Genomic DNA, 20,229 nt, shown 5'->3' on the forward strand with positions numbered 1-20,229 from the left:
TACCCTCCTTTTCTTTTTATTTTATTTTGCCCCTTCTCCCACTTTTAAAAATATAATCCGATTTTAAGTTAAGAAAAATTTAATTTGCAATCGATGACTTTTTATTCAAAGATTAACTTTAGGGCAAATACTATGAAAATACCAGCAATAAAAAGAAAAAACGAATTTATTGATTTTTTAAAGTCTCTTTCACTGTGAAGTTCTGGAACAAGGTCTGATGCTGATATATATAAAAAATTACCAGCCACAAAAGGTAATAGGTAATAAATTAAATTTGATTCTTTAAAGAAAAAAAATCCAAAAATCCCACCAATAACTGCTGTAATACTTGTCAAAAAATTTAAAAAAAGTGCTTTCTCCTTAGACACCCCTCCAAAAATCAAAATCGCATAGTCTCCAAGTTCCTGTGGCACTTCATGAGCTAAAACTACTAAGGTCGTAACTATACCAAACTTTATATCCACTAGAAACGAAGTTGCAATAATTACCCCATCTATTAAGTTATGAAGAGAATCACCAATAAGACTTAAATAAGTTACAGGGTGTACTTCACATCCTAATTCATGACAGTGTCTCCATCTAAATATTCTCTCTAACATAAAAAAGAAAACAAATCCAAGAATAAAAAGCCAAGAAGCTACCAAAGGCTCAATTTTCTCAAGCGAATGTGGTAAAAGATGAATTAAGGAACCACCAAGCAAAGCTCCTGTTGCAAGCGATATAAGAAAAAATATTATTTTGGCAAAGATTTCTCTTTTTAAAATTAAAAAAATTACTCCTATAAGCGATATCAAACTTACAAGAGTCGTAGAAATTATTACACTTATAAGCACCATCTTTGCCTTTTATATTATAATAAAACAATGAAAAAACCTGCTATTTTAGGAGGCTCTCCTGCGTTTAATACTCTTTTGCCTATAAGTAGACCCTTTTGTCCAAAAGTAAAAGATTTAAAAGAAAAACTCTCAGATATATTTTCAACTGGTCAAATTACAAACAGTAAATACGTTAGAGAGTTTGAAGAAATGATATGTGATTACATTAATGTTCCATATGCCATATGTGTTTCAAGTTGCACATTGGGACTTGTTCTAACTTTAAAAGCCCTATCACTTGAAGGCTCTAAGTTTATTGTTCCATCCTTTACCTTTCCTGTCACAGTTACATCGCTTTTATGGAATAACATTGAACCAAAATTTGCAGATATTGACCCTGAGACACTTAACATTTCTACTCAAAGTATTGAAAAAAATATTGATGAAGACACAAGGGGTATCCTTGGAGTTCACGTGTATGGTACACCTTGTGAGGTTGAGTATCTTGAAGAGCTAGCTAAAAGGTATAATCTTTTTCTTTTATTTGATGCTGCTCATGCTTTTGGAGCTAAGTATAGGGGAAAATTAATAGGTTGTTTTGGAGATGCTGAAATTTTCAGTTTAAGTCCCACTAAAACAGTTATGGCAGGTGAGGGTGGTGTAGTGACCACAAATAATAGGGAACTTGCTGAAAAAATAAAGATTTTGAGAAATTATGGCGATCCTGGTACAAACGATTTTGAATATATAGGACTTAACTCAAGAATGAGTGAACTTCACGCCATTCTTGGAATTTTTTCTCTAAAGAGAGTTGAGGAAGAAGTAGAGATAAGGAACGAGTTGGCAAACATTTATATGGAAAACCTCAAGGAATTACCTGGTATAAGTTTCCAAAAGGTCAAAGAGCATGTAAGGTCAACTTTTAAGGATTTTTCAATTATTTTAGACGAAGAAAAATTTGGTCTTAAAAGGGATATTGTAAAGTTGGCTCTTGAAAAAGAAAATATACAGGTAAAAAGGTATTTTTATCCTCCCTGTCATAAACAAAAATTTTTTGGTGAAAGATTCAAAGATTTAAACTTAAAAGTAACCGAAAAAATTTCAAATAGCGTTATAAGTTTGCCTATCTACTCTTCTTTAAAGAAAAAAGATGTTATTAAAATTTGCGAATGTATAAAGAGAATTTATGATTTTAAAGAAGAGATAAAAAATTACATTTCACTTAAGGAGTAGTAGTTGCTATAGATCTTATTGTAGAAATTTTTAATTTTACCTTTTTCGAAAGCCTCACTTATTTCCTTTACTGCTTGTTCAATTCCGTACTTTGCCTTAAATTTTAAAGTTTTTCTAATTTTTTCAAAGGAAACAAAATAATTCCTGTTGTCCTCTTTTTCTTTTAAAAGAACAATCTTAGATTCAGGAACCATTTCCCTTATTTTTTCAGCAACCTCTAAAATACTTAAATTTAGGTTATCAGAGCCTACGTTAAAGATTTCTCCACCTACTTTAAAGTCAGGAGCCTCTATTACCTTAATTATTGCCCTTGCAATATCTTTAACATGCATAAAAGGTCTAATCTGTTTACCATCTCCATACACCGTAATTTTCTTTTCTTTTAAAGCCTTTGCAATTAAAAGATTTACCACAAGATCAAAGCGCATTCTTGGTGAATATCCAAAAGCTGTGGCAAATCTAAGTATTACAGGAGAAAAACCATCTCCCTTTAGATCAAGTAGTGCTTTCTCTGAAAATAGCTTTGTTTCTGCATAAAGTGAAAGTGGAGAAGGTTCTGTTTCTTCTGTGCATTTTTCCTCTTTATATCCATAAACGCTACAGGTAGATGCAAATATGAGCTTGCCTATTCCAAAATATTTTGCTATTTCACCTAAATTTTTTGTTGAAAAATAATTAATTTCAAGAGTTTCTCTAGGTCTAAGCTTACTTGACGGATCCCCTACTATTGCAGCTAGGTGAACCACAAGATCTACATCTTGAATGGCCTCTACTATATCTCTTGTATTTATCAAGTCACCCCTGAAAAATTTAAATTTTTTACTATTTATATCTATAATTCCCTGATCACCATAGAGTAAGTTATCAAAAACTTTTACCTTGTAACCTCTTTTAAGGAGCATTCGCACAAGAACGGAGCCTATGTATCCTGCCCCACCGATAACAAGCACTTTTTTCGTTTTTTTCAATTTTTTCGGAATAGAGTCAAAGAAGAAATTACCCTTTGGCTCTATAGTTACAATTCTTTTAATTTTTTTATTTCTTGATAAAACAGGTACAATTAAGCTTTTTGATTTTGGAATTTTATTTTCCTCTCTTAGTTTTTGTATTAATACCAAAATCTTGTCTCTATTCCAATCTTCATAGAATTTAATAGGTTTTTTATTCATTATTTTTTCGATTTTATCAGTTAGACTTACTCCTTTGAGTAAGGCTCTTCTTATGTCTCCGTCACTTACTACTCCTTTTAGTCTTTCCTTGCTGTCTACAACAAAAGCTAAACCTAAACCAGTTTCATTTATCATGTGCATAGTCTCTTTTAAAGTTTTACTTTTGTGAATTAGAGGTAACTTATCCATTATAACTCGACTATAACTTCTCCATCTGGTTTTAATTCTTTTATTTTTATACTCTCAAAGGTATAAACTTCTGTTTCCTTATTTTTCCATTCGTTATAAGAAAGACCAGCTTTAACACAAGTCTCAGATAAAAACGTTTCTTCATCAAAACCATATTCTACTGCAACTTGAGGAAGTAAAAGTCCCCTTTTTGTTCCCCTTTTAACAAGAAGACCTGTTTTTCCTATTTTGATATATTTTTTGTATTTTGTAGGATTTACCTTTAAAAGTTTTGGTTCACTTAGTATAGTTATCTCCATAGTTAAATTTGAAAGTTCCTCTTCGGTTTTTATTGGAGAAAATCTTGGGTCATAAAAGGCTGATTCAATGGAGGTTATTATTACGTTTTCCCATATGGGAGTATTTGGATAAGGATTTCCTATGCATCCTCTTAGGGTTTTTTTTGGATAAGTATAAAGTGTTGTAAAGACTCCCATTTTTTCTGAGAATTTTGACTTTATGTCCTCACTTGCTGTAACGTTTTCTCCTTTAAGGTATTTGACAATAGCTTCACGTGCAAGCTCTATAAGTTTTTTTCCGTCTTCTTTACTTATCTTCAAATCTTTCAAGCTTTTCATAGTATTTTAAAATTATTTCTTTTAAATCTGGAGAAAATTTTTCATCATTTAAAAGTTCTCTTTTTCCTTCAAGTATTTTAAAGAAATTTTTAAAAGTAATTTCTTTAGGTATAGAAATTTCATAGGGTTTTGGCCTTTCTGCGTATCTTTTTTTCACAAATTCTCTTTTTCTTACGCTTTTTTGTGCCTGTAAAAGCCTAGATGTTATTCTTTTCTGAAGATCTTTTAGCCTTTCGGTAACCTCAAATCTTTCTAATTTTTCTTTAGATTCTTCCATGTCTTTTGCTGCGCCTTCAAGGATATTTCTTATATCTGACCCAGCGCCCTTTTCCTTAAGCTTTTCAATTAATTCTGAGAGCTCTTTTAATAATTCGCCTTGCTCTTTTGCTAATTCTTGCAGAAGTCTCTTTTCTTCTTCAGAAAGTTTAAGAGGTTGTGGTAAAGATAAAATAGAAAGTGCTAATCTATTTATGTTTTCTTGTCTTTTTATTAGTTCAGAAAGTTTTTGTATTAAGTTTTCCATCATTTCACCCTCACTTCCTTGAGTACTTGAAATTTCTCTAGAGAAATTTAGAATAATGTAGGAAGATTTTGAAAGTTGAGCTCTAATGTCCCTTAATATCTCTTCTGCTTGGTATTTTCCTCCGTATTTAACCTTATTTAAATACTCATCCATTAAAAAGGCAGCTACTTTCATTTCTCTTATTGCTTCATGTGGGAAAAGTAAAGTATTTCTAGTTTCTAAAGTTATCTCTTCTACAAATTTTCTGTAGGCGATGTTGTAGTCTTGGTCGAAGTTATCTATTTCTTTTAGGAATCCCATAAGGCCCCAAAAGGCTTTTTCAATTAATTTAAACGAAAACTCAAGATTTCTTTTTAAATAATTCTGTAGTGCCATCTCAAGATTCTCTCTCATCTTCTTTGTTTTTTTATATCCTTCCTTTAGATTTTTCCTATCAATCTCACTTAACGAAGCTTTCCCCTCTTTTATGGCCTCCTCAATATTTAGCTTAGTTTCATCGGTGTACTCATCCTTTATATCCTCCATCTCTTTTATTATATTACTAAGTTCTTTCTTGTTTTCATTTATATTTTTTTCACTAGGTTCTCTTAGTGACTCAAATAATTTATTTTCCAGATTTTTTGCGCTCTCAACAAGTTTTTTAAGCTGATATTCTTTTTTTATTCTCTCAAGTAGAGAAATTGTTCTCTCTAAATTTTCTTTCCATATTTCTCTTTTTTGAATCAGTTCTTTTAAACTTTTCTCGAGTTGTTCTCTATTTTCTAATTTAATAGCTCTTTCTAAATCTTCATAAACTTTTTTAAGCTCTTCGCTAAATAGTTCTTTCATTAATTCTGTTATTTTATGTATTTTTTCGTTTAGCTCTGGATCAATTGAGATTAAATTTTCTTCAAAAGATTTAATTTTGTTTTCAATTTCTTCTAATTTCTGAGTTAACTCTTCAAGAGATTTTCTAATTTCAGCAGTTTCTCTAGTTAATTCGCTTTTTGCTATATTCTCACTTATTTTTTCTCTTAATTCTTTAATTTCTCTTAAAATGTTTGATGCCTCTTTTTTTATTGGCAATAGTTCCTCTCTAAATTTTTCTGTCTCTTTTTTTACCTCCTCGTATATCTCCTCAAATGTGGGCATGTGAATTAAAATCTTTCTAGAATCCGAAAATTTTTTAGTTTCGTCTTTATCATAAACTCTAAAGTGAACATAGAAGTTTTCTCCTGGTCTTGGATTTATGGGATCAAGATCAAGTAGATAATAAAAAGTATCCTCTTTTTTATCTTTAAATTTTTTGACAATTTTCTCAAGAACATATTTATTATCTCTCTGTAAGTAAACGTATGCCTTATCAAGGCCTATATCATCGCTTGCGTATACTAAAAACGGAATTTTCATGTTATCTGGAACCTTAACGTCGCCCTCAGGATATAGGATTTTTACAACAGGTTTTATTTCTTTCATGATTTCTACGTGAATCAAGTTAGGATCAAGGAAACTGTCCTTTTCTAAGTAATGGATAAATCTGATTTTAGAGTTTTCAAAGAACTTAAATTTAAAGCTAAATTCACTTTTATTTTTTAGGATAATTTTTGAACTATTTATTAATATTTTTTCTGAGTCAACGGGGAGAGAAAGGCTTACTTTAAATTCGATTTCTCTATTTTCTTTAATTTTAATGGACGGAAGTGGAAGTTCTTGGCCTTCGCTAAAGGCGCTTATTTTTTTTATCTTAGGTGGATCCAAAAATTTTGTTTTAAGATATGGAGTTTCATCACTTTCAGTTCTTAACTTAAACTCAAAATCACCTGTCTCCGGCTTTATCGTAATAATTACGTTGTTATTATAAACAGGTATACTTTCTTTATAACTTTTACCTCTTTTTTTATAAAGAAAAATTACCTTGTCAATCTTTTTCCCTATTATCTTTGCGTTATAAACAAATGGCTCTGTGGTGTAATAAAAGGGTTTAAGTCTTTTATAAATTATTTTCTCTCTCGGCTCCTTTATGTTGAATAAATTTTTTATAAAATTTTCTCTAAACAGATAGGATCCAATCGTTAATACTGCCAAGGAAAGAATAAAAACTCTAACCTCTTTTCTTAAGCTCCTATTTAACAATTTTTTTAAGTCAATTTTTTCTAATTTACTGAAAATAAAGTCAGAGTAAGCTTTTTCAAATTTATTTTCACTTTTTCTGTAAATAAAAGCTGTGAGTATTTTGCCTTCATATCCTTTCAATAACTTTTCAAACTCCAAAGCGAAGTAACTCTGGCTTTTAAGAAAAATTCTTAGTGGTATTAAAAAAGTAAAAAATGGAAGAATAAGGATGATCTTAAAACCTGTAACACCAAAAAGTGTAATAGACAGAAAAAGAGCCGAGAGAAAGAGAATAAAAAATCTTTTTAGTTCATAGTAAATTAACCTTTTTTTAAATTCTTTTAATTTATTCATTCAATTAGTCTTACGTCTGAATGATCACCTAATATAAATCTATGAATTCTTGGTCTTAAATGATCTTGAAAAATCTTCACTTCCTTTCCAATTATACTCATTTCTATTCTTCCCTTTATATTCTTTATTTCACTTTTTTCCATTATAATTGAGTCTTCAATTTCTGTATTTTCAATATAACAATCTTCCTGAATTGATGTAAAGGGTCCGATATAACTTTTAATAATTTTTGTACCAGCCTTTATAATCACAGGACCCCTTATTAAGCTTTCTATAATCTGAGCCCCTTTTTCCACTTTAACTTTACCTATTATTTTGGAATTAATTATTTTTCCTTCAATTTCAGGTTCTAAGTCTTCAAGAACAAATCTATTTGCCTCTATGAGATCTTCAGGTTTACCAGTATCTTTCCACCATCCTTTTATAAGAAGGGCATCAACGTTTAAATTTTTATCAATTAGCCATTGAATAGCATCGGTAATCTCAAGTTCATTTCTCCAGGAGGGTTTTATTTCCTCACAGGCATTAAATATATTTTTGTCAAAAAAGTATACTCCTACTAAAGCAAACTCAGAAGGGGGATTTTTAGGTTTTTCAACAAGTCTAACGACTTTTCCATTTTTAAGCTCGGCAACCCCAAAGTCCTGTGGATTTGAAACTCTTGAAAGTAAAATAAGTGAATTTAGTTTTTTCTTCTCAAAGTATTCACGGAATTTTTTTAAGTCATCTTTTATTAGGTTATCACCGAGGAATACTATGAAGGGTTCATCTCCTATAAAGTCTTTTGAAATTTTCACTGCATGAGCTAAACCAAGAGGTTTTGGTTGAAAAATGTAAGTTACTTTAACATTAAACTTTGAGCCATCTCCTACAGAATTTTTTATCTCTTCACCTGTTTCACCTATAACTATACCAATATTTTCTATACCAGCATTTCTAACTGCTTCAATTCCATAAAAAAGTATAGGTTTTCCTCCCACAGGGATAAGTTGTTTTGCCGAGGTATGAGTTAATGGTCTTAACCTTGTTCCTCTCCCTCCACTTAAAATTAGTGCTTTCATTTTATCAATCCTATTGTAAGGATTAGAATGATTTTAAATTTAGTCATTATTTTATATTATACGTTAGATTTGGGGGAAATTGAAAATTAAAGTTCTTTTAGTATATACAAAAAATATGTCAGTAAAGCACTTATATCATTGTTATCCGGTAATACCCTGTATATTAGTAGTAAAGCACGGTGATAAGGTTAATGGTATGTCAATTGCTTGGCATTCACCTCTTTCTTTTTCTCCTCCGCTTTATGGTGTTTTAATATCTCCAAAAAGGTATACCTATGAACTCCTTGTAAAGGCAAAGGATTTTACAATTAACTTTGTTGATTATAAAAGTGCTAAGCTTCTTGCAATAATGGGAAGAATAAGTGGTAGAACTAGGGATAAAATAAAAGACTTTAACATAGAGTTAAGTAACTCAAAAAAAGTTAATTCTCCCTACTTAAAGGACGCGTATGCTGTTTACGAGTGTATAAAAGAAAGACAAGTAATTACTGGAGATCACATACTTTTTATAGGTGAAATCGTAGAGGTTCATGAAAGGGAAAAAACTTTTGATGAAGAGGGTTTACCGAATCTCAATGAACTAAAACCTGCCCTCTATCTTGGTAAGGACAGATACTTTACTTTAAAAGAGATAGAGGAACCCAAACTGATTCTACCAGAGTAAGGTAAATTCGGAGTAGAAAAACTATTTTCTGTAGAAATAAAATTCTTTATCTTCTATTATTGTTACCTTAAGTGTGCCCTTTTCTACTTCTTTTAAAAGTTCTTCTCTGAGTTCTTTTTCACTCATTTTTGTTAATTTTTTTATTTCTTCAAGCTCATAAGGTCTTCTCTTTATTGCTTCTAAGATTTCCTCAAAAGTAATTAAGTCTTCACTTGGTTTCTGTTGAGGAAGATAAATAACTTGAGCTTTCTCACTTATTTTTCTAGCAAAATCTAGTGGTTTGTCGTATGGAGGCAACCTAACCCAACTTTCAGCCGGGGGTCTATAAGGGGTATTTATGTAAACTAAGTGAGGGTCAAGCCTTTTCACAAAATCATGTAAGTTTTTTATGTCTTCTTCAGAATCGTTTAGACCTTCTATGTACATAATTTCAAGTTCATATCTTCCCTTAAATTCTTCTCGCATTTTTATAAGGCCCTCTTTTATTTCCTCATACTTTATATCAGGATGCGGTCTTGATACTTTTAAGAAAGTCTCTTCAGTTCCTGCATCAAGGGAAGGACAAAAAATGTCGATATTTTTAATCTCATCCCTTACTTCTTTTCTGTTAAGAAAGGGTGCATGAGTTAGAAGAGCTATTTTCTGATTTGGTAAAAGAAGTTTTAGTTTATCAATCATCTCTCCTAATCTTGAATAAAGAAGTGGTTCTCCAGAACCTGAAAAAGTTAAAACAGAGGGATTAAACCTTTTGACACCTTCTACTACCTCATTTACTACTTCATCAAAAGGTACATACTCTTTTCTTTCATTTGTAAGTCTTTGAGTTCTTCCAAGTTGGCAGAAGACACAATTAAAGTTACAAGTTTTAAGTGGCAAGAGATCTATTCCTAGTGATTTCCCCAGTCTTCTTGAGTTTACAGGTCCGTAAATATATTTAAATTTCAATTAAAATTTTGGATACCCTACTGGAATAATATAAATTGGTTCGTATTCTATCTCAAGAATTTTTTTGATTTTATCATCTTCAAAGGCACCTACGGGACAGGAGGCAAGGTCAAGATAAGTAGCGCATAGCATCAAGTTTTGTGCAGCATGTCCTGCATCAATATAAACGTATCTTTCACCCCTTTTTCCATATCTTGAGGTTGTTCTTTGGAAGTCTGCGGCAATTATAAAAACTACAGGGGCATCTTTAATAAAATCTTGTTCATAGGAAAATTCAGATATTTTATCTCTCAGATCACCCTCTTTTATTTTTATAATTGAATCCTCTTCTGGCAAATACCTAAAAAGGCCCTCCTTATTACAAAAGAATATTTCAAGGGGGTATCTTGCTCCTGCTGAAGGAGCTGCCCTAAGTCCATATTCTTTTTCTGTTATTCCATAGGTAGCCCAGAGCAGAGCAGAGATTTCCTCTATATTCAATTCTTTTTTGGAGTCAAATTCCCTTTTAGTCCTTCTTTTTTCCAAAACCTTAATAAAATCTATATTTTTAATTATGGGCCCCTTTAATTTTATTCTGTTCATGTCCTTATTATAAAATAATTTATGATAAAATTTCTAATTTTTCTTTTTTTTGATTTAAAAGCCTTTTCTTCTGGCTTATCAAATGTAGGTTACTCTTTCCCCTTTTCTCTTTTATTTGAAGAAGATCTTTTAAGACCCTATTTTTCTATTAACACCTTACAGTATAAAAGGGGAATATTTTTAAAGGATGGTTACTATTCTTATTCATCTGGATTCAACATAGATTCAATTAACTCACTCCGTTTTACGCTCTCATCAGAATTTTATCAAGGAAAAGCAAAAGAAACTGATTTTTCCCTTTTAACTGGCACAAAGATTTTATCTTTTCTTTTTGGATACTTAGGCTTTTACGGAGTTATAGAAGATGATCTGCGTCTTATTTCTGGTCTTAGATCTAAAATCCAAAGTCCTCTTTATAAAAGTTTCTTTGAGGGCTTAATAATTGGTCCTGGTGTAAAAGGATTTAATTTAAAATTTATATCAAGAGTTTTTATTACAGAAATTAAAACTTTTAAGAATGTGAGTGTCCAAGCTTTGAGTTTTTCTTTTGGTAAGTTTCAAAAACTTCAAGGTGGTTTTGCCACTGAATTTATAATTAGAGAAAAGATTTTGCCGGGAATTGGCGTCACATGGACAGAAGGAATGCAACCATACCCTTCTATTTTTTTATCCTATTTCACAAACTTCATAGAAAAAACAGACTATTTACTTTCTGCCTCAATTAATTTTCTTCCCAAAAACGATATTAGATATTCTTTTTCTTTTAATGTCTTGATTGGGGACGAAAAGTGGAAAGAAAAGGAATTAAGAAAAAAGAAAATTGAGATGGAAAATCTTAAAAGGCTTATTGCGGAGTCTGAACAAAAATTTAAAGAGGCACAGAAAATTTTTGAGGAAACATCTAAGCTTAACCAAGAAATCGAAAGAAAAAAAAGAGAGATTGATTCTTTAAAAAATATCTTAGAACGTGAAAAGGAGGAGGTAAAAAGGTTGAGAGAGGAGGCTTTAGAAGCTTTAAGGAAAATAGAGGGTTTAAAGATCCAAGAGGAAAAAGAGTTTATTAAAATAACTGCAACTGAAAAGGCTGTTCATTTTGAAATAGGGGGAACAGGTTTAACTGTGGAAAGTATTTTAACACTTAAAAAAATAGCTAATTTCTTAAGGACTTATCCACGCTACAAGGTAAGAGTTGAGGGTCATACAGATAATATTCCAATAGGTCCTCTTTTAAAGTCAAAATTTAAGGATAATCTTGAACTTTCAAAGGCAAGAGCTAAGGCGGTTTGTGACTATTTTATTTTGGTTGAAAACCTATCAAATTTAGAGTTTGAGTATGAGGGATTTGGGGATAAAAGACCAATAGCCTCTAACACTACAGAGGAGGGTAGAGCTCAAAATAGAAGGGTTGAAATAATAATAGAGAAAAAATGAGTTCTTTGATAAAACTTTTTCTTAGATGGAAAAAGAGTTTTTTTATCGGACTTTTTGCTCTTTTTATTGTAGATGGGGCGCAGCTTATATTACCGCTTGTCATAAGAGAAGTAATTCAAGCTATTGAGAAAAATAAGGAGTTTTTCACATTTTTGAAATATTCAATTTTTATTCTCATTTTGTCAATTTTTATTCTCATATTTAGGTTTTTTTGGCGCTACTATATATTGGGGGCAGCTCGAGAAATAGAGGCTTTTTTAAGGAAGAAACTTTATGATCATCTTATAATGCTTCATCCTAACTTTTTTAGCAAAAAGGGCGTTGGAAATCTTATGGCTCATATAACTAATGATCTTGAGGCTATAAAAATAGCCTCTGGCATAGGGATGGTCGCCTTTTTTGACTTTTTGATAATGGTAACTTTTTCTTTTATTATTATGTTTTCAATTTCACCTAAATTAACTCTTTTTGTTCTTGTACCTTTTCCCTTTCTCTCATTACTTATGATTTTCATAGGACCTAAAATTCATAACTCTTTTAAAAAAGTTCAAGAAAAATTCTCAGATTTAACTGAAAAGTCAAAGGAAATTGTTAGTTCTATAAGGATAGTTAAATCTTTTGTTTTAGAAAAGAGTAAACTTAAGGAGTTTTCAGAAGAAAATGAGAAATATTTGAAAGAAAATTTAAATTTAGCCTTTATTTATGGAATTTTTGAAGCTTTAATAATTTTCATATCAGGTCTTTCAATTTTTTTTCTTTTGACACTTGGAGGAAAGAAAGTATTAGACAAGGATCTTAGTCTTGGTGACTTTGTAGCTTTTATATCTTATCTTGATCTACTTGTATGGCCTGTTATGGCGTTAGGTTGGACTTTAAATGCCTTTCAAAGGGCCTCAGCTTCAATGAGTAGAATTAATGCCCTTTTTTTAGAGAAAAATGAGATAGAAGATGGTTACCTAAAAATTGACGAAAATTTAAAGGGTAAAATTGAAATTAAAAATTTGAGCTATAGCTTAAATGGTAGGACTGTTTTAAAAAATATAAATATTACGATTGAACCTAAAAAGATTATTGGTATAACAGGAAAGCCCGGTGGAGGGAAATCAACGCTTTTATATCTTCTCTCAAGAATATATGATCCTCCAGATGGTACTATATTTATAGATGGCATAGACATAAAAAATTACAGAATAGAGGATCTTAGAGAAAATGTTATTTTAGTTGAGCAGGAGCCCTTTATTTTTTCAGCTACAATAAAAGAAAATGCTCTTATTGGTTGTGAGTTTGATTTACCTGAGAGTAGAATTTACGAGGCTCTAGAGTTTTCATGTTTAGAAAGGGACATAAATGACTTTAAGGAGGGGATTTCTACTGTTGTAGGAGAAAAAGGTGTTACTCTTTCTGGGGGTCAGAGGCAGAGGTTAAGTCTATCAAGGATTTTCTTTAAAAAACCAAAGATTTTACTTATTGATGATGCCCTCTCTTCCCTTGATTTTGAAACAGAAGGTAAAGTTTTTGAGAACATTTTAAGAGAATTTGAAGGTATAACGTTAATTTTAGTTTCAACAAGAATAAAAGTTTTGATGAAATGTGATGAAGTTCTTGTTTTTGAAAAGGGAGAAATTGTTGAAAGAGGTACTCCTTTTGAACTTATAAACAAGGGTGGATTTTTCAGTGCTCTTTACGAACTTCAAACAGCCCTGATGAGAGAAGAAATAAAAACGTAATGGAGGATATAAAGCTTCTTCGCTATATAGTAAGATTTGTAAAACCCTATTCAACTCTTTTATTTTTAGCTTTTATAGTTCTTTTAGTTACAACGGCTTGTGATATGTTTTCTCCGATAATATTAAAAGAGACCATTGATAGGGGTATCATACCCTTTTTAAATAATGGAGAAATAAGAAAGCTCTATAAGTATTCAATAATCTATTTACTCTTAGTTTTGCTATCTTCTTTAAGTACCTATTTTTTTATAGTGCTTGTTAACTATATAGGAAACAGTGTAATGATGGATATAAGAAACAGGTTGCTCGATAAGATACTTTCTCTTAAGTTATCTTTTTTCGACAGAAATTCTGTTGGAAAGATCGTAACGAGATTAACAAATGATGTTCAGTCTTTAAATGAGTTTTTTTCTTCAGTTCTTGTTTATCTTTTAAAAGACATTCTTCTTCTTTTTGGAATCTTTTTTGTTATGTTAAAAATGAATACCTTTTTAACTCTTTCAATTTTAATTTTAGTTCCCTCTCTTTTTTATGTCTCTAATAAATTTAGAAGAGTTGCAAGAAAGGCTTATGGAGACATAAGAAAATATATTTCTGAAGTTAACACCTTTGTTCAGGAAAGTTTTTCGGGAATAAAAACTATAAACATTTTTAAAAAAGAAGACTTTTTTAAAGAAAGGTTTGGTAGGATTAATAAGAATCTTTTAGAGGCAAATATAAGGCAGGTTAAAAGTCTTGCGATTTTTAGACCACTTGTTGATTTTCATGAATTTCTGTCTATTTCCTTGATAATTCTTATATCTGGACCTATGATTGTAAGCGGAAATTTTACGATAGGTTCTCTTGTAGCCTTTATTTCTTATGTAAGAATGTTTTATAGACCAATAATGGATCTTTCAGAAAAATATAACATTTTTCAATCAGCTTTAGCAGCACTTGAAAGGATTGACGAAATTTTCAGAGAAATTCCAGAAGTAAAAAGTACTGGAATTGTAAAAAAAATTGAAGGAAATATTGTCTTTAAGGACGTTTATTTTTCTTATGAGGAAAAAGGTGAGTGGGTTTTAAAGGGAATCTCCCTGGAAATTAGAAAAGGTGAAAAAGTTGCTCTTGTCGGTCCAACTGGTTCAGGAAAAAGCACAATTATTAATTTGCTTTTAGGTTTTTATCCAGTGCAGAAGGGCAAAATCCTAATTGATGGAATCGATATAAAAGACTATGATCTTAAAACTTTAAGAAACCAAATAGGAGTTGTTTTACAAGAAAACTTTATTTTCGAGGATACCCTTTTAAATAATATAAAGCTTTATGATAGTATTCCAGATGAGAAAATCAAAGAGGCAATTAAAAGGAGTTATTTATCGTATCTAATTGAAAGGCTACCAAAGGGTTTAATGACAAAGATAAGTTCTAACTCACTTTCTGTTGGTGAAAAGCAGCTTGTTGCGATAGCCAGGATTTTTGCTTTCGATAAAAAGATTGTAATTTTAGATGAAGCGACAAGTAACATTGACTCTTATACAGAGTACCTCATTTACAAGGCAATTGAAGAACTTTTGAAAGATAGAACTTCAATAATAATAGCTCATAGACTTTCAACAATTAAAAACTGTGATAAAATAGTAGTAATTTTTAAGGGAAGAATTGTTGAAATGGGGACTCATCAAGAGCTTCTAGAAATGGACGGGTTTTATAGTAAATTACTAAAAGTTGGAAGACTGGACGTTATTGTTTAATGGGTTTCTTTGACTTTTTATATCTTTACTTCTGCATAATTTTGACTTCTTTTATAGCATTTATTCTTATTTATCTTAAATTTTTTGAAAATAATTCTTTTTTCACTATTGTATTTGTTGGTTCAGCTGTTTTTTACAATTTGGGTTTAAAGGGTGCTTTTGCCGTTATTTTTTTTGTTTTTTCTTCCTTATTTTGGGGTTACTTTAGGAAAGAGAAGCATCCAGCGCGAAACTACAAGCAGGTTTTAGCAAATGGTTTAGTTCCTGCAGTTTTGTCATTCTTTGATTATCATCTTTTTCTCTCTTCACTATCAGCAGTTCTATCAGATACCTGGTCCAGTGAAACAGGGATTGCCTTTTCAAAAAATGCATACACCTTAAAGGGTTTTAAAAAGGTAAAACCTGGTACAGAAGGTGCTGTTTCACTTATAGGAACGATTATGGGAGCGCTTGGTGCCCTTATTTTTTCTTTTTTTTCCCTTAAAACTTCCTATATTCTACCAATTTTTATTTCGGGCTTTTTAGGAAATATTCTAGATTCTATTTTAGGTTCATATTTAGGGGGAAAGTTTAAAATTTTTACCTCAGATTTTATTAATTTTTTAATAACAGTTTTTTCTCCCTTGGTTTTCTTCGTCCTTATTAAGCTTAAGTAAGTATTCATAGGCATCCTCTTTAAAGCTGTAGTATCCCCTTATTAATCTAACTTTTTTAAAACCAAATTTCTCATAAAATTTTATAGCTCTTTCGTTTGTAACTCTTACTTCCAAAAAGATATAACTTTTAAGTTCTCTTTTTGCTTTTTTTATAAGGTCTTCTAAAAGAATTTTGCCGTATCCCATACTTTGAAAGTTTTTTCTTACTGCAATATTTTTTAGGTGATAACTTTTTTCGTACTCGCCAGCTATTAAGTAGCCTATTATCATTCCATCAAGTTCAAGAACTGTAAAGTAGTTTGCTGGGTTTTTTAATTCATAAATAAAAGAGTAGATGGACCAAGGATCAGGAAAAACTTCTCTTTCGATTTTTAGTATTTCAGGTAAATCCCTTAATTTTGCCTTTCTCAATAAGGGATTTTTCATAGGGCAAAAATGAATAAAGAGGTTTTATTTTTTCGTAATCGGCTGTTCTTATTACTTTATCTTTTTTTTGTTCGTAAAATTCATAGATTAGAAAAGGATCTAAAATTATTAGGTTATAGTCATAGTTTATTTGTGCTGGTTCAAATGTAAAAAGAGGAATATCTGGGATAAGCTCTTTTACGATATAAATTTTACTGTCACCTTTTTTTCTAAAAAGAAAGCCTTCACTCCCTTTTTTTAAAAAAATACCGTAGTTCGAAAATTTATTAGAGATCTTATGTTCTATAACGTCAAAGGTAACGAGGGGAACTATTTCTATTTTTCTGGGAATAGCAATGCCAAGAGCAAGGGAAAGTCCGACTCTTAAGGAGGTGAATCTACCAGGTCCTATTGTTATGATTATAAGTTCAACGTTATTAAGATTTATTTCATTTAAAATCTCAAAGAAAAAAGTTGAGTGATTTCCTTCTTTTCCTGAATAATAAACTTTAAAGGTATTTTTTTCTTTAATTCCAATTGATGGAAATTTAGATGAACTTTCGATAACTATTTCTGACATAGAACTACATATAGACCGTTCTGAGAAGCGATAAATAGATAGGGCAGGTTCACAAAGCCCGATTCTACTCCTGAAAGAGGGAGATTTTCTGAGTAAAAATGGATTCCCTCTGTATTCGTATAAACTAACTGGACTGAATTGGGGTTAAATAGCCCAAACACTTTTTTAAGATTTTTTATCATTTTGACGTTTTCTGTATATGAAAGAACATAATTAAGAATTGGTTCTACATATGGGTCGGTGATATAGTATAAAAGCAGATAGTATGGAGGTGGAGAAGGATTAAAAGAATTAATCAAAATGTAGCTTCCTTGTATTTTTATGTTTGTTAAATTTGAAAATTGAGTACTCTTTTTAAAAAGTGAGTAAGGATTTTCTGGTAAGTTTAAAGAAAAAGCTTCAAGGTAGTTACCACCAACTAAATATAAGTTATTATATCCTATATCTCCATCCAAGACTTGAAAACTTGTATATATACTATTTATTTCTGCAAGTGTGTCAGAAATTATTTTTAAGATTTTAAAACCGTAAAGTGTTACGACATATATATAGTTTTCATAAAATAAAACTTCTCTTATAGATCCTGAGCTTAATGAAAATTCATCTAAAAAAGTTAAATCAAGGTTTTCTTTTTTATACAGTCCTAATTTTTTTGGTCCACCACTTCCATATAGAACAAAAATGTAAGGCTTTTTATAATAAACCCTGAACGAAAAATTGGGTAAATCAAAACTTTTAAGATAAATGAGATTTCCGAAATTTTCAGCATATATTTCAAGTTTATTTGGGGCTTTTAAAGCAAAAACCGTATCATGAAATACTTCTATATCTTTATAAAGGCCTTCTATTGAATTTAATAATATTAATTTGGTTTTTTTTACATTAAATTTCCAGATGTTACCAGTTGCTGAATCCCCTTTAGTGTCATATACCTTTACTTGCCAAAAATACTTTAATCCTGGTGTAAGTGAATCAATTATCTTATAAAAAGTGTCTCTTGTTATGATATTTAAAAGGGGATTTATAAAAAAGCTACTTGTATCTAACCTAATTCTAAAATTGAGTGAATCACCATCAGGATCAAAGGAGTAGTAAGATAGTCTTGGAGTGTAATCCACATCAACACTTCCATCAGGAGGTGAAGGATTTGATGGTGGCATTGGTTTACGATTTAAAGGAGGTGTTAAAAAAAAGTAAATAGATGATGTATCCTTAAGTCCAAGGATATCTGATACTATAACCTGCCAATAATATTTTTTGTTTGGAATTAAATTTTCAATTGTAAAGATTGTATCCTTATAATTTTTGACGATTGGTTCTTTAAATATGGGGTAGGGAAATGTATCTAAGTGAATAGTGTAAAGTAAAGTATCAAAAGTGTCTTTATCTTTTCCACTATATATAAAGCTTACTTTATAACTATTAAGAATTGCCCCTGAGTCAGGTTTAATAAGTTTAATTTTAGGTGGATGGTTTGATGAGTAAATTATAAATTTAACATCTTTTGATCTACCAACATTACCTGCAAAATCAAGTGCTTTAGCATATACAGTATGTACAGATGAGTCTTTACTTGTACTACCATCCCATAAAAACTCTCCGTAGCTACTTTCTTTTTTTCCAATTGAAAATCCATCAACAAAAACTTCAATGTAGTCTATCCCTTCGTTGTCCTCTGCTTTTACTTTTATTTTTATAGTATCGGGGAAAAAAGTCTCATTTTCACTTGGGGAAATAATCCATATTCTTGGAGGTTCTTCATCTTTTCTTTTACATAACGAAAAAAGATATATAAAAATTATAAACAATAAAAGCTTTTTCATATTTTTAATTTTAAATTAGGGTAAAGAAATTTGTAAACCAGGTAGTCTGATAAAACGTTAAAAAGGTAATTTCTTGTTTCTTTATAGGGAATGTTATAAAAGATAGAAATATTGTCTTTTGGTAAAAATTCGATCCAATTTTTTACTGCTTCATTTCCAGCGTTATAGGCACAGATGCCAAAATAAAGTCCAAAAGTATCAATTAAAGACTTTAATATTTTTGAACCAATTTCTATGTTATCCTCTAATTTGAATAAGTTGAACTCTCCCTCTTTAACTTTTTTCGCAGTTTCCTCTATTATTTGCATGATTCCTTTTGCGCCTCTTGGAGAGATAGCTAATGAGTCAAAAATTGATTCTCTTCGCATTAAAGCGTATAAAAGTGCAGGATCTAAGCCGTATTTTTCCGATAATTTTAAAACAATATCTTCATATGGTGTTGGAAATAAAATTTTTAAAAATTCTTCATCGAAACAGGTGTCTCCCCTTTCTCTTAGGAAATAGTAATATTTTCTCGCAAGAATTGTGGAAAGATAAAAATTTTTGTTTTCAAAGAAGAACTTTGATAAATATAAAAAATTTTCCTTCTTTTCTATACTTTTTATCTTTTCTTCAATATCATCAATTAGATTTAACTCAAGTAAAAGTTTTATAGTATCGTATAGTGGTTTTGAAGAACTGTCTCTCAGGATAGCTTTAATGCTAGAATCAGGACTTATACAAGGAGACTTATGCTGAAGATAAAAGAAAGAAAGGGGATGTTCTCTTTTAATTTCCTCGAGAATTTTCTCGTCTCTTTTTATAGTATATTCAAGATACATTGCTTTTAGCTCTTTCTTTTCAACAGCGTCTAGAAGTTTTATGACTCTTTTATAATCCCCTTTATCGTAATAAAAGTAAATAATCTCCTCATTCAGAACATTTAGTTTATCAAATATTTTTTCAATTTTTTCTTTAAAGGTATTACTTTTAAGATAAATCAGTCTTAGTTCTCTGAGGGAAGGTTCTAAAAAATGCGAGTTTGCATTAGTATTTCTAGAAAAAGACTTAATTGCTCTTAGAGTATCTCCCTGATATAAAAAACTTATTCCCTTATAGAAGTTAACAAGATCTTTTTTTTCGTATCCACCTAAAAGTGAACTTTTAAAAAACTCTATAGCTTTTTTATAGTTTTTAAGTTTATAGTAGGCGTATCCTATTAAATAATTTAGCTCTGGATTTCTAATTTTTTTGTTTTTAGTTTTTTTTATCATTTCTTTCCACTTTTCTTGAGCGTATAAAACCCTTATTATATCAAGAATTGGCTTTTCTCTTTTTAAGGCTATTTCGAGTGCTTCAGGACTTTTACTATATTTTTTTATTATACTTTTTTCTATTTCTTTACTTTTTTTATAATTTCCTATTTTTCGGTAAAATTTTGCCTTTAGATACAAAATTCTTATTTCTCTTTTAGTTGAAAACTTTTTATGTTTTTTTTCTAAAGCTTCAAAAAAAGAGTCACTATCAGAGATTTTTTCAAGATGTCTAATGAAAGCTTCCTCAAATAATGGAGAGTCTTTATAGTTTTCAATTATTTTTTTGTATTCTCCTTTTATAAATAGTTCTTTTTCTGGAAATTTTAAAATCAA

General features: G+C 30.3%; 17 protein-coding genes. 6 read left to right on the forward strand and 11 right to left on the reverse strand.

Annotated features, from left to right (window positions below):
* Nucleotides 1-101 precede the first annotated feature (101 nt).
* Nucleotides 102-836, reverse strand: a complete 735-nt coding sequence (locus ABDH49_04415) for a ZIP family metal transporter (GenBank protein ID MEN3046209.1) — start codon at nucleotides 834-836, stop codon at nucleotides 102-104.
* Nucleotides 837-863: 27 nt separating this feature from the next.
* On the opposite strand from ABDH49_04415, the gene ABDH49_04420 reads away from it, so the two are divergent.
* Nucleotides 864-2,048, forward strand: a complete 1,185-nt coding sequence (locus tag ABDH49_04420; GenBank protein ID MEN3046210.1) for a DegT/DnrJ/EryC1/StrS family aminotransferase — start codon at nucleotides 864-866, stop codon at nucleotides 2,046-2,048.
* Here the strand turns inward: ABDH49_04420 and ABDH49_04425 are convergent.
* The 4 genes from ABDH49_04425 to ABDH49_04440 are packed head-to-tail and all read right to left on the reverse strand — an operon-like array spanning nucleotide 2,027 to nucleotide 8,052.
* Nucleotides 2,027-3,406, reverse strand: coding sequence for an NAD-dependent epimerase/dehydratase family protein (locus ABDH49_04425; GenBank protein MEN3046211.1), 1,380 nt, complete (start codon nucleotides 3,404-3,406; stop codon nucleotides 2,027-2,029). The genes ABDH49_04420 and ABDH49_04425 overlap by 22 nt on opposite strands.
* Nucleotides 3,406-4,005, reverse strand: coding sequence for a TIGR00296 family protein (locus tag ABDH49_04430; protein ID MEN3046212.1), 600 nt, complete (start codon nucleotides 4,003-4,005; stop codon nucleotides 3,406-3,408). Before ABDH49_04430 ends, ABDH49_04425 begins: the two co-directional genes overlap by 1 nt.
* Complete coding sequence (locus ABDH49_04435; protein ID MEN3046213.1) at nucleotides 3,992-6,991, reverse strand: hypothetical protein; 3,000 nt, start codon at nucleotides 6,989-6,991, stop codon at nucleotides 3,992-3,994. Before ABDH49_04435 ends, ABDH49_04430 begins: the two co-directional genes overlap by 14 nt.
* Nucleotides 6,988-8,052: a glucose-1-phosphate thymidylyltransferase gene (locus tag ABDH49_04440; protein ID MEN3046214.1), complete on the reverse strand. Its 1,065-nt coding sequence runs from the start codon at nucleotides 8,050-8,052 to the stop codon at nucleotides 6,988-6,990. The genes ABDH49_04435 and ABDH49_04440 overlap by 4 nt, the downstream gene beginning before the upstream one ends.
* Before the next feature lie 115 nt (nucleotides 8,053-8,167).
* Between ABDH49_04440 and ABDH49_04445 the strand changes: the two genes are divergently transcribed.
* Nucleotides 8,168-8,716, forward strand: coding sequence for a flavin reductase family protein (locus ABDH49_04445; GenBank protein ID MEN3046215.1), 549 nt, complete (start codon nucleotides 8,168-8,170; stop codon nucleotides 8,714-8,716).
* Between the two features lie 21 nt (nucleotides 8,717-8,737).
* On the opposite strand, the gene ABDH49_04450 is transcribed toward ABDH49_04445, so the two are convergent.
* Entirely contained in the window at nucleotides 8,738-9,661 is a 924-nt protein-coding gene (locus ABDH49_04450; GenBank protein ID MEN3046216.1) for a radical SAM protein, read from the reverse strand.
* Nucleotides 9,662-10,243, reverse strand: coding sequence for a SagB/ThcOx family dehydrogenase (locus tag ABDH49_04455; protein ID MEN3046217.1), 582 nt, complete (start codon nucleotides 10,241-10,243; stop codon nucleotides 9,662-9,664).
* Nucleotides 10,244-10,264: 21 nt separating this feature from the next.
* Here ABDH49_04455 and ABDH49_04460 point away from each other — a divergent pair, with 21 nt between their 5' ends.
* From ABDH49_04460 to ABDH49_04475, 4 genes are read left to right on the forward strand one after another with little or no spacing between them, the layout of a single operon-like run.
* Nucleotides 10,265-11,674 carry an OmpA family protein gene (locus tag ABDH49_04460; protein MEN3046218.1) on the forward strand — a complete coding sequence of 470 codons (1,410 nt, stop codon included), beginning with the start codon at nucleotides 10,265-10,267 and terminating at the stop codon, nucleotides 11,672-11,674.
* A gap of 5 nt (nucleotides 11,675-11,679) precedes the next feature.
* Nucleotides 11,680-13,401 carry an ABC transporter ATP-binding protein gene (locus ABDH49_04465; GenBank protein MEN3046219.1) on the forward strand — a complete coding sequence of 574 codons (1,722 nt, stop codon included), beginning with the start codon at nucleotides 11,680-11,682 and terminating at the stop codon, nucleotides 13,399-13,401.
* Nucleotides 13,401-15,137 (forward strand): ABC transporter ATP-binding protein, encoded by a 1,737-nt coding sequence (locus tag ABDH49_04470; GenBank protein ID MEN3046220.1) that lies wholly within the window; start codon nucleotides 13,401-13,403, stop codon nucleotides 15,135-15,137. Before ABDH49_04465 ends, ABDH49_04470 begins: the two co-directional genes overlap by 1 nt.
* Nucleotides 15,137-15,793: a DUF92 domain-containing protein gene (locus ABDH49_04475; GenBank protein ID MEN3046221.1), complete on the forward strand. Its 657-nt coding sequence runs from the start codon at nucleotides 15,137-15,139 to the stop codon at nucleotides 15,791-15,793. Before ABDH49_04470 ends, ABDH49_04475 begins: the two co-directional genes overlap by 1 nt.
* Here ABDH49_04475 and rimI read toward each other — a convergent pair.
* The 4 genes from rimI to ABDH49_04495 are packed head-to-tail and all read right to left on the reverse strand — an operon-like array spanning nucleotide 15,740 to nucleotide 20,229.
* A complete protein-coding gene (rimI, locus tag ABDH49_04480; protein ID MEN3046222.1) occupies nucleotides 15,740-16,204 on the reverse strand; it encodes a ribosomal protein S18-alanine N-acetyltransferase in 465 nt (154 codons plus the stop codon). The two genes, ABDH49_04475 and rimI, sit on opposite strands and share 54 nt — an antisense overlap.
* The gene (locus ABDH49_04485; protein MEN3046223.1) at nucleotides 16,173-16,778 is read right to left on the reverse strand and encodes a hypothetical protein; all 606 of its coding nucleotides are present in this window, start codon (nucleotides 16,776-16,778) and stop codon (nucleotides 16,173-16,175) included. Before ABDH49_04485 ends, rimI begins: the two co-directional genes overlap by 32 nt.
* Nucleotides 16,766-18,601, reverse strand: coding sequence for an Ig-like domain-containing protein (locus ABDH49_04490; GenBank protein ID MEN3046224.1), 1,836 nt, complete (start codon nucleotides 18,599-18,601; stop codon nucleotides 16,766-16,768). The genes ABDH49_04485 and ABDH49_04490 overlap by 13 nt, the downstream gene beginning before the upstream one ends.
* Nucleotides 18,598-20,229 carry a transglycosylase SLT domain-containing protein gene (locus ABDH49_04495; GenBank protein MEN3046225.1) on the reverse strand — a complete coding sequence of 544 codons (1,632 nt, stop codon included), beginning with the start codon at nucleotides 20,227-20,229 and terminating at the stop codon, nucleotides 18,598-18,600. Before ABDH49_04495 ends, ABDH49_04490 begins: the two co-directional genes overlap by 4 nt.

Source organism: Candidatus Hydrothermales bacterium (assembly GCA_039630235.1).
GTDB lineage: Bacteria > Hydrothermota > Hydrothermia > Hydrothermales > JAJRUZ01 > JBCNVI01.

What these genes read in the sequence shown, in the direction of transcription:
- ABDH49_04455 (MEN3046217.1), bottom strand. Translation starts at nt 10,243, where the DNA reads ATGAACAGAATAAAATTAAAGGGGCCCATAATTAAAAATATAGATTTT.
- ABDH49_04445 (MEN3046215.1), top strand. Translation starts at nt 8,168, where the DNA reads ATGTCAGTAAAGCACTTATATCATTGTTATCCGGTAATACCCTGTATA.
- ABDH49_04415 (MEN3046209.1), bottom strand. Translation starts at nt 836, where the DNA reads ATGGTGCTTATAAGTGTAATAATTTCTACGACTCTTGTAAGTTTGATA.
- ABDH49_04440 (MEN3046214.1), bottom strand. Translation starts at nt 8,052, where the DNA reads ATGAAAGCACTAATTTTAAGTGGAGGGAGAGGAACAAGGTTAAGACCA.
- ABDH49_04470 (MEN3046220.1), top strand. Translation starts at nt 13,401, where the DNA reads ATGGAGGATATAAAGCTTCTTCGCTATATAGTAAGATTTGTAAAACCC.
- ABDH49_04425 (MEN3046211.1), bottom strand. Translation starts at nt 3,406, where the DNA reads ATGGATAAGTTACCTCTAATTCACAAAAGTAAAACTTTAAAAGAGACT.
- ABDH49_04485 (MEN3046223.1), bottom strand. Translation starts at nt 16,778, where the DNA reads ATGTCAGAAATAGTTATCGAAAGTTCATCTAAATTTCCATCAATTGGA.
- ABDH49_04475 (MEN3046221.1), top strand. Translation starts at nt 15,137, where the DNA reads ATGGGTTTCTTTGACTTTTTATATCTTTACTTCTGCATAATTTTGACT.
- ABDH49_04435 (MEN3046213.1), bottom strand. Translation starts at nt 6,991, where the DNA reads ATGAATAAATTAAAAGAATTTAAAAAAAGGTTAATTTACTATGAACTA.
- ABDH49_04490 (MEN3046224.1), bottom strand. Translation starts at nt 18,601, where the DNA reads ATGAAAAAGCTTTTATTGTTTATAATTTTTATATATCTTTTTTCGTTA.
- ABDH49_04420 (MEN3046210.1), top strand. Translation starts at nt 864, where the DNA reads ATGAAAAAACCTGCTATTTTAGGAGGCTCTCCTGCGTTTAATACTCTT.
- ABDH49_04460 (MEN3046218.1), top strand. Translation starts at nt 10,265, where the DNA reads ATGATAAAATTTCTAATTTTTCTTTTTTTTGATTTAAAAGCCTTTTCT.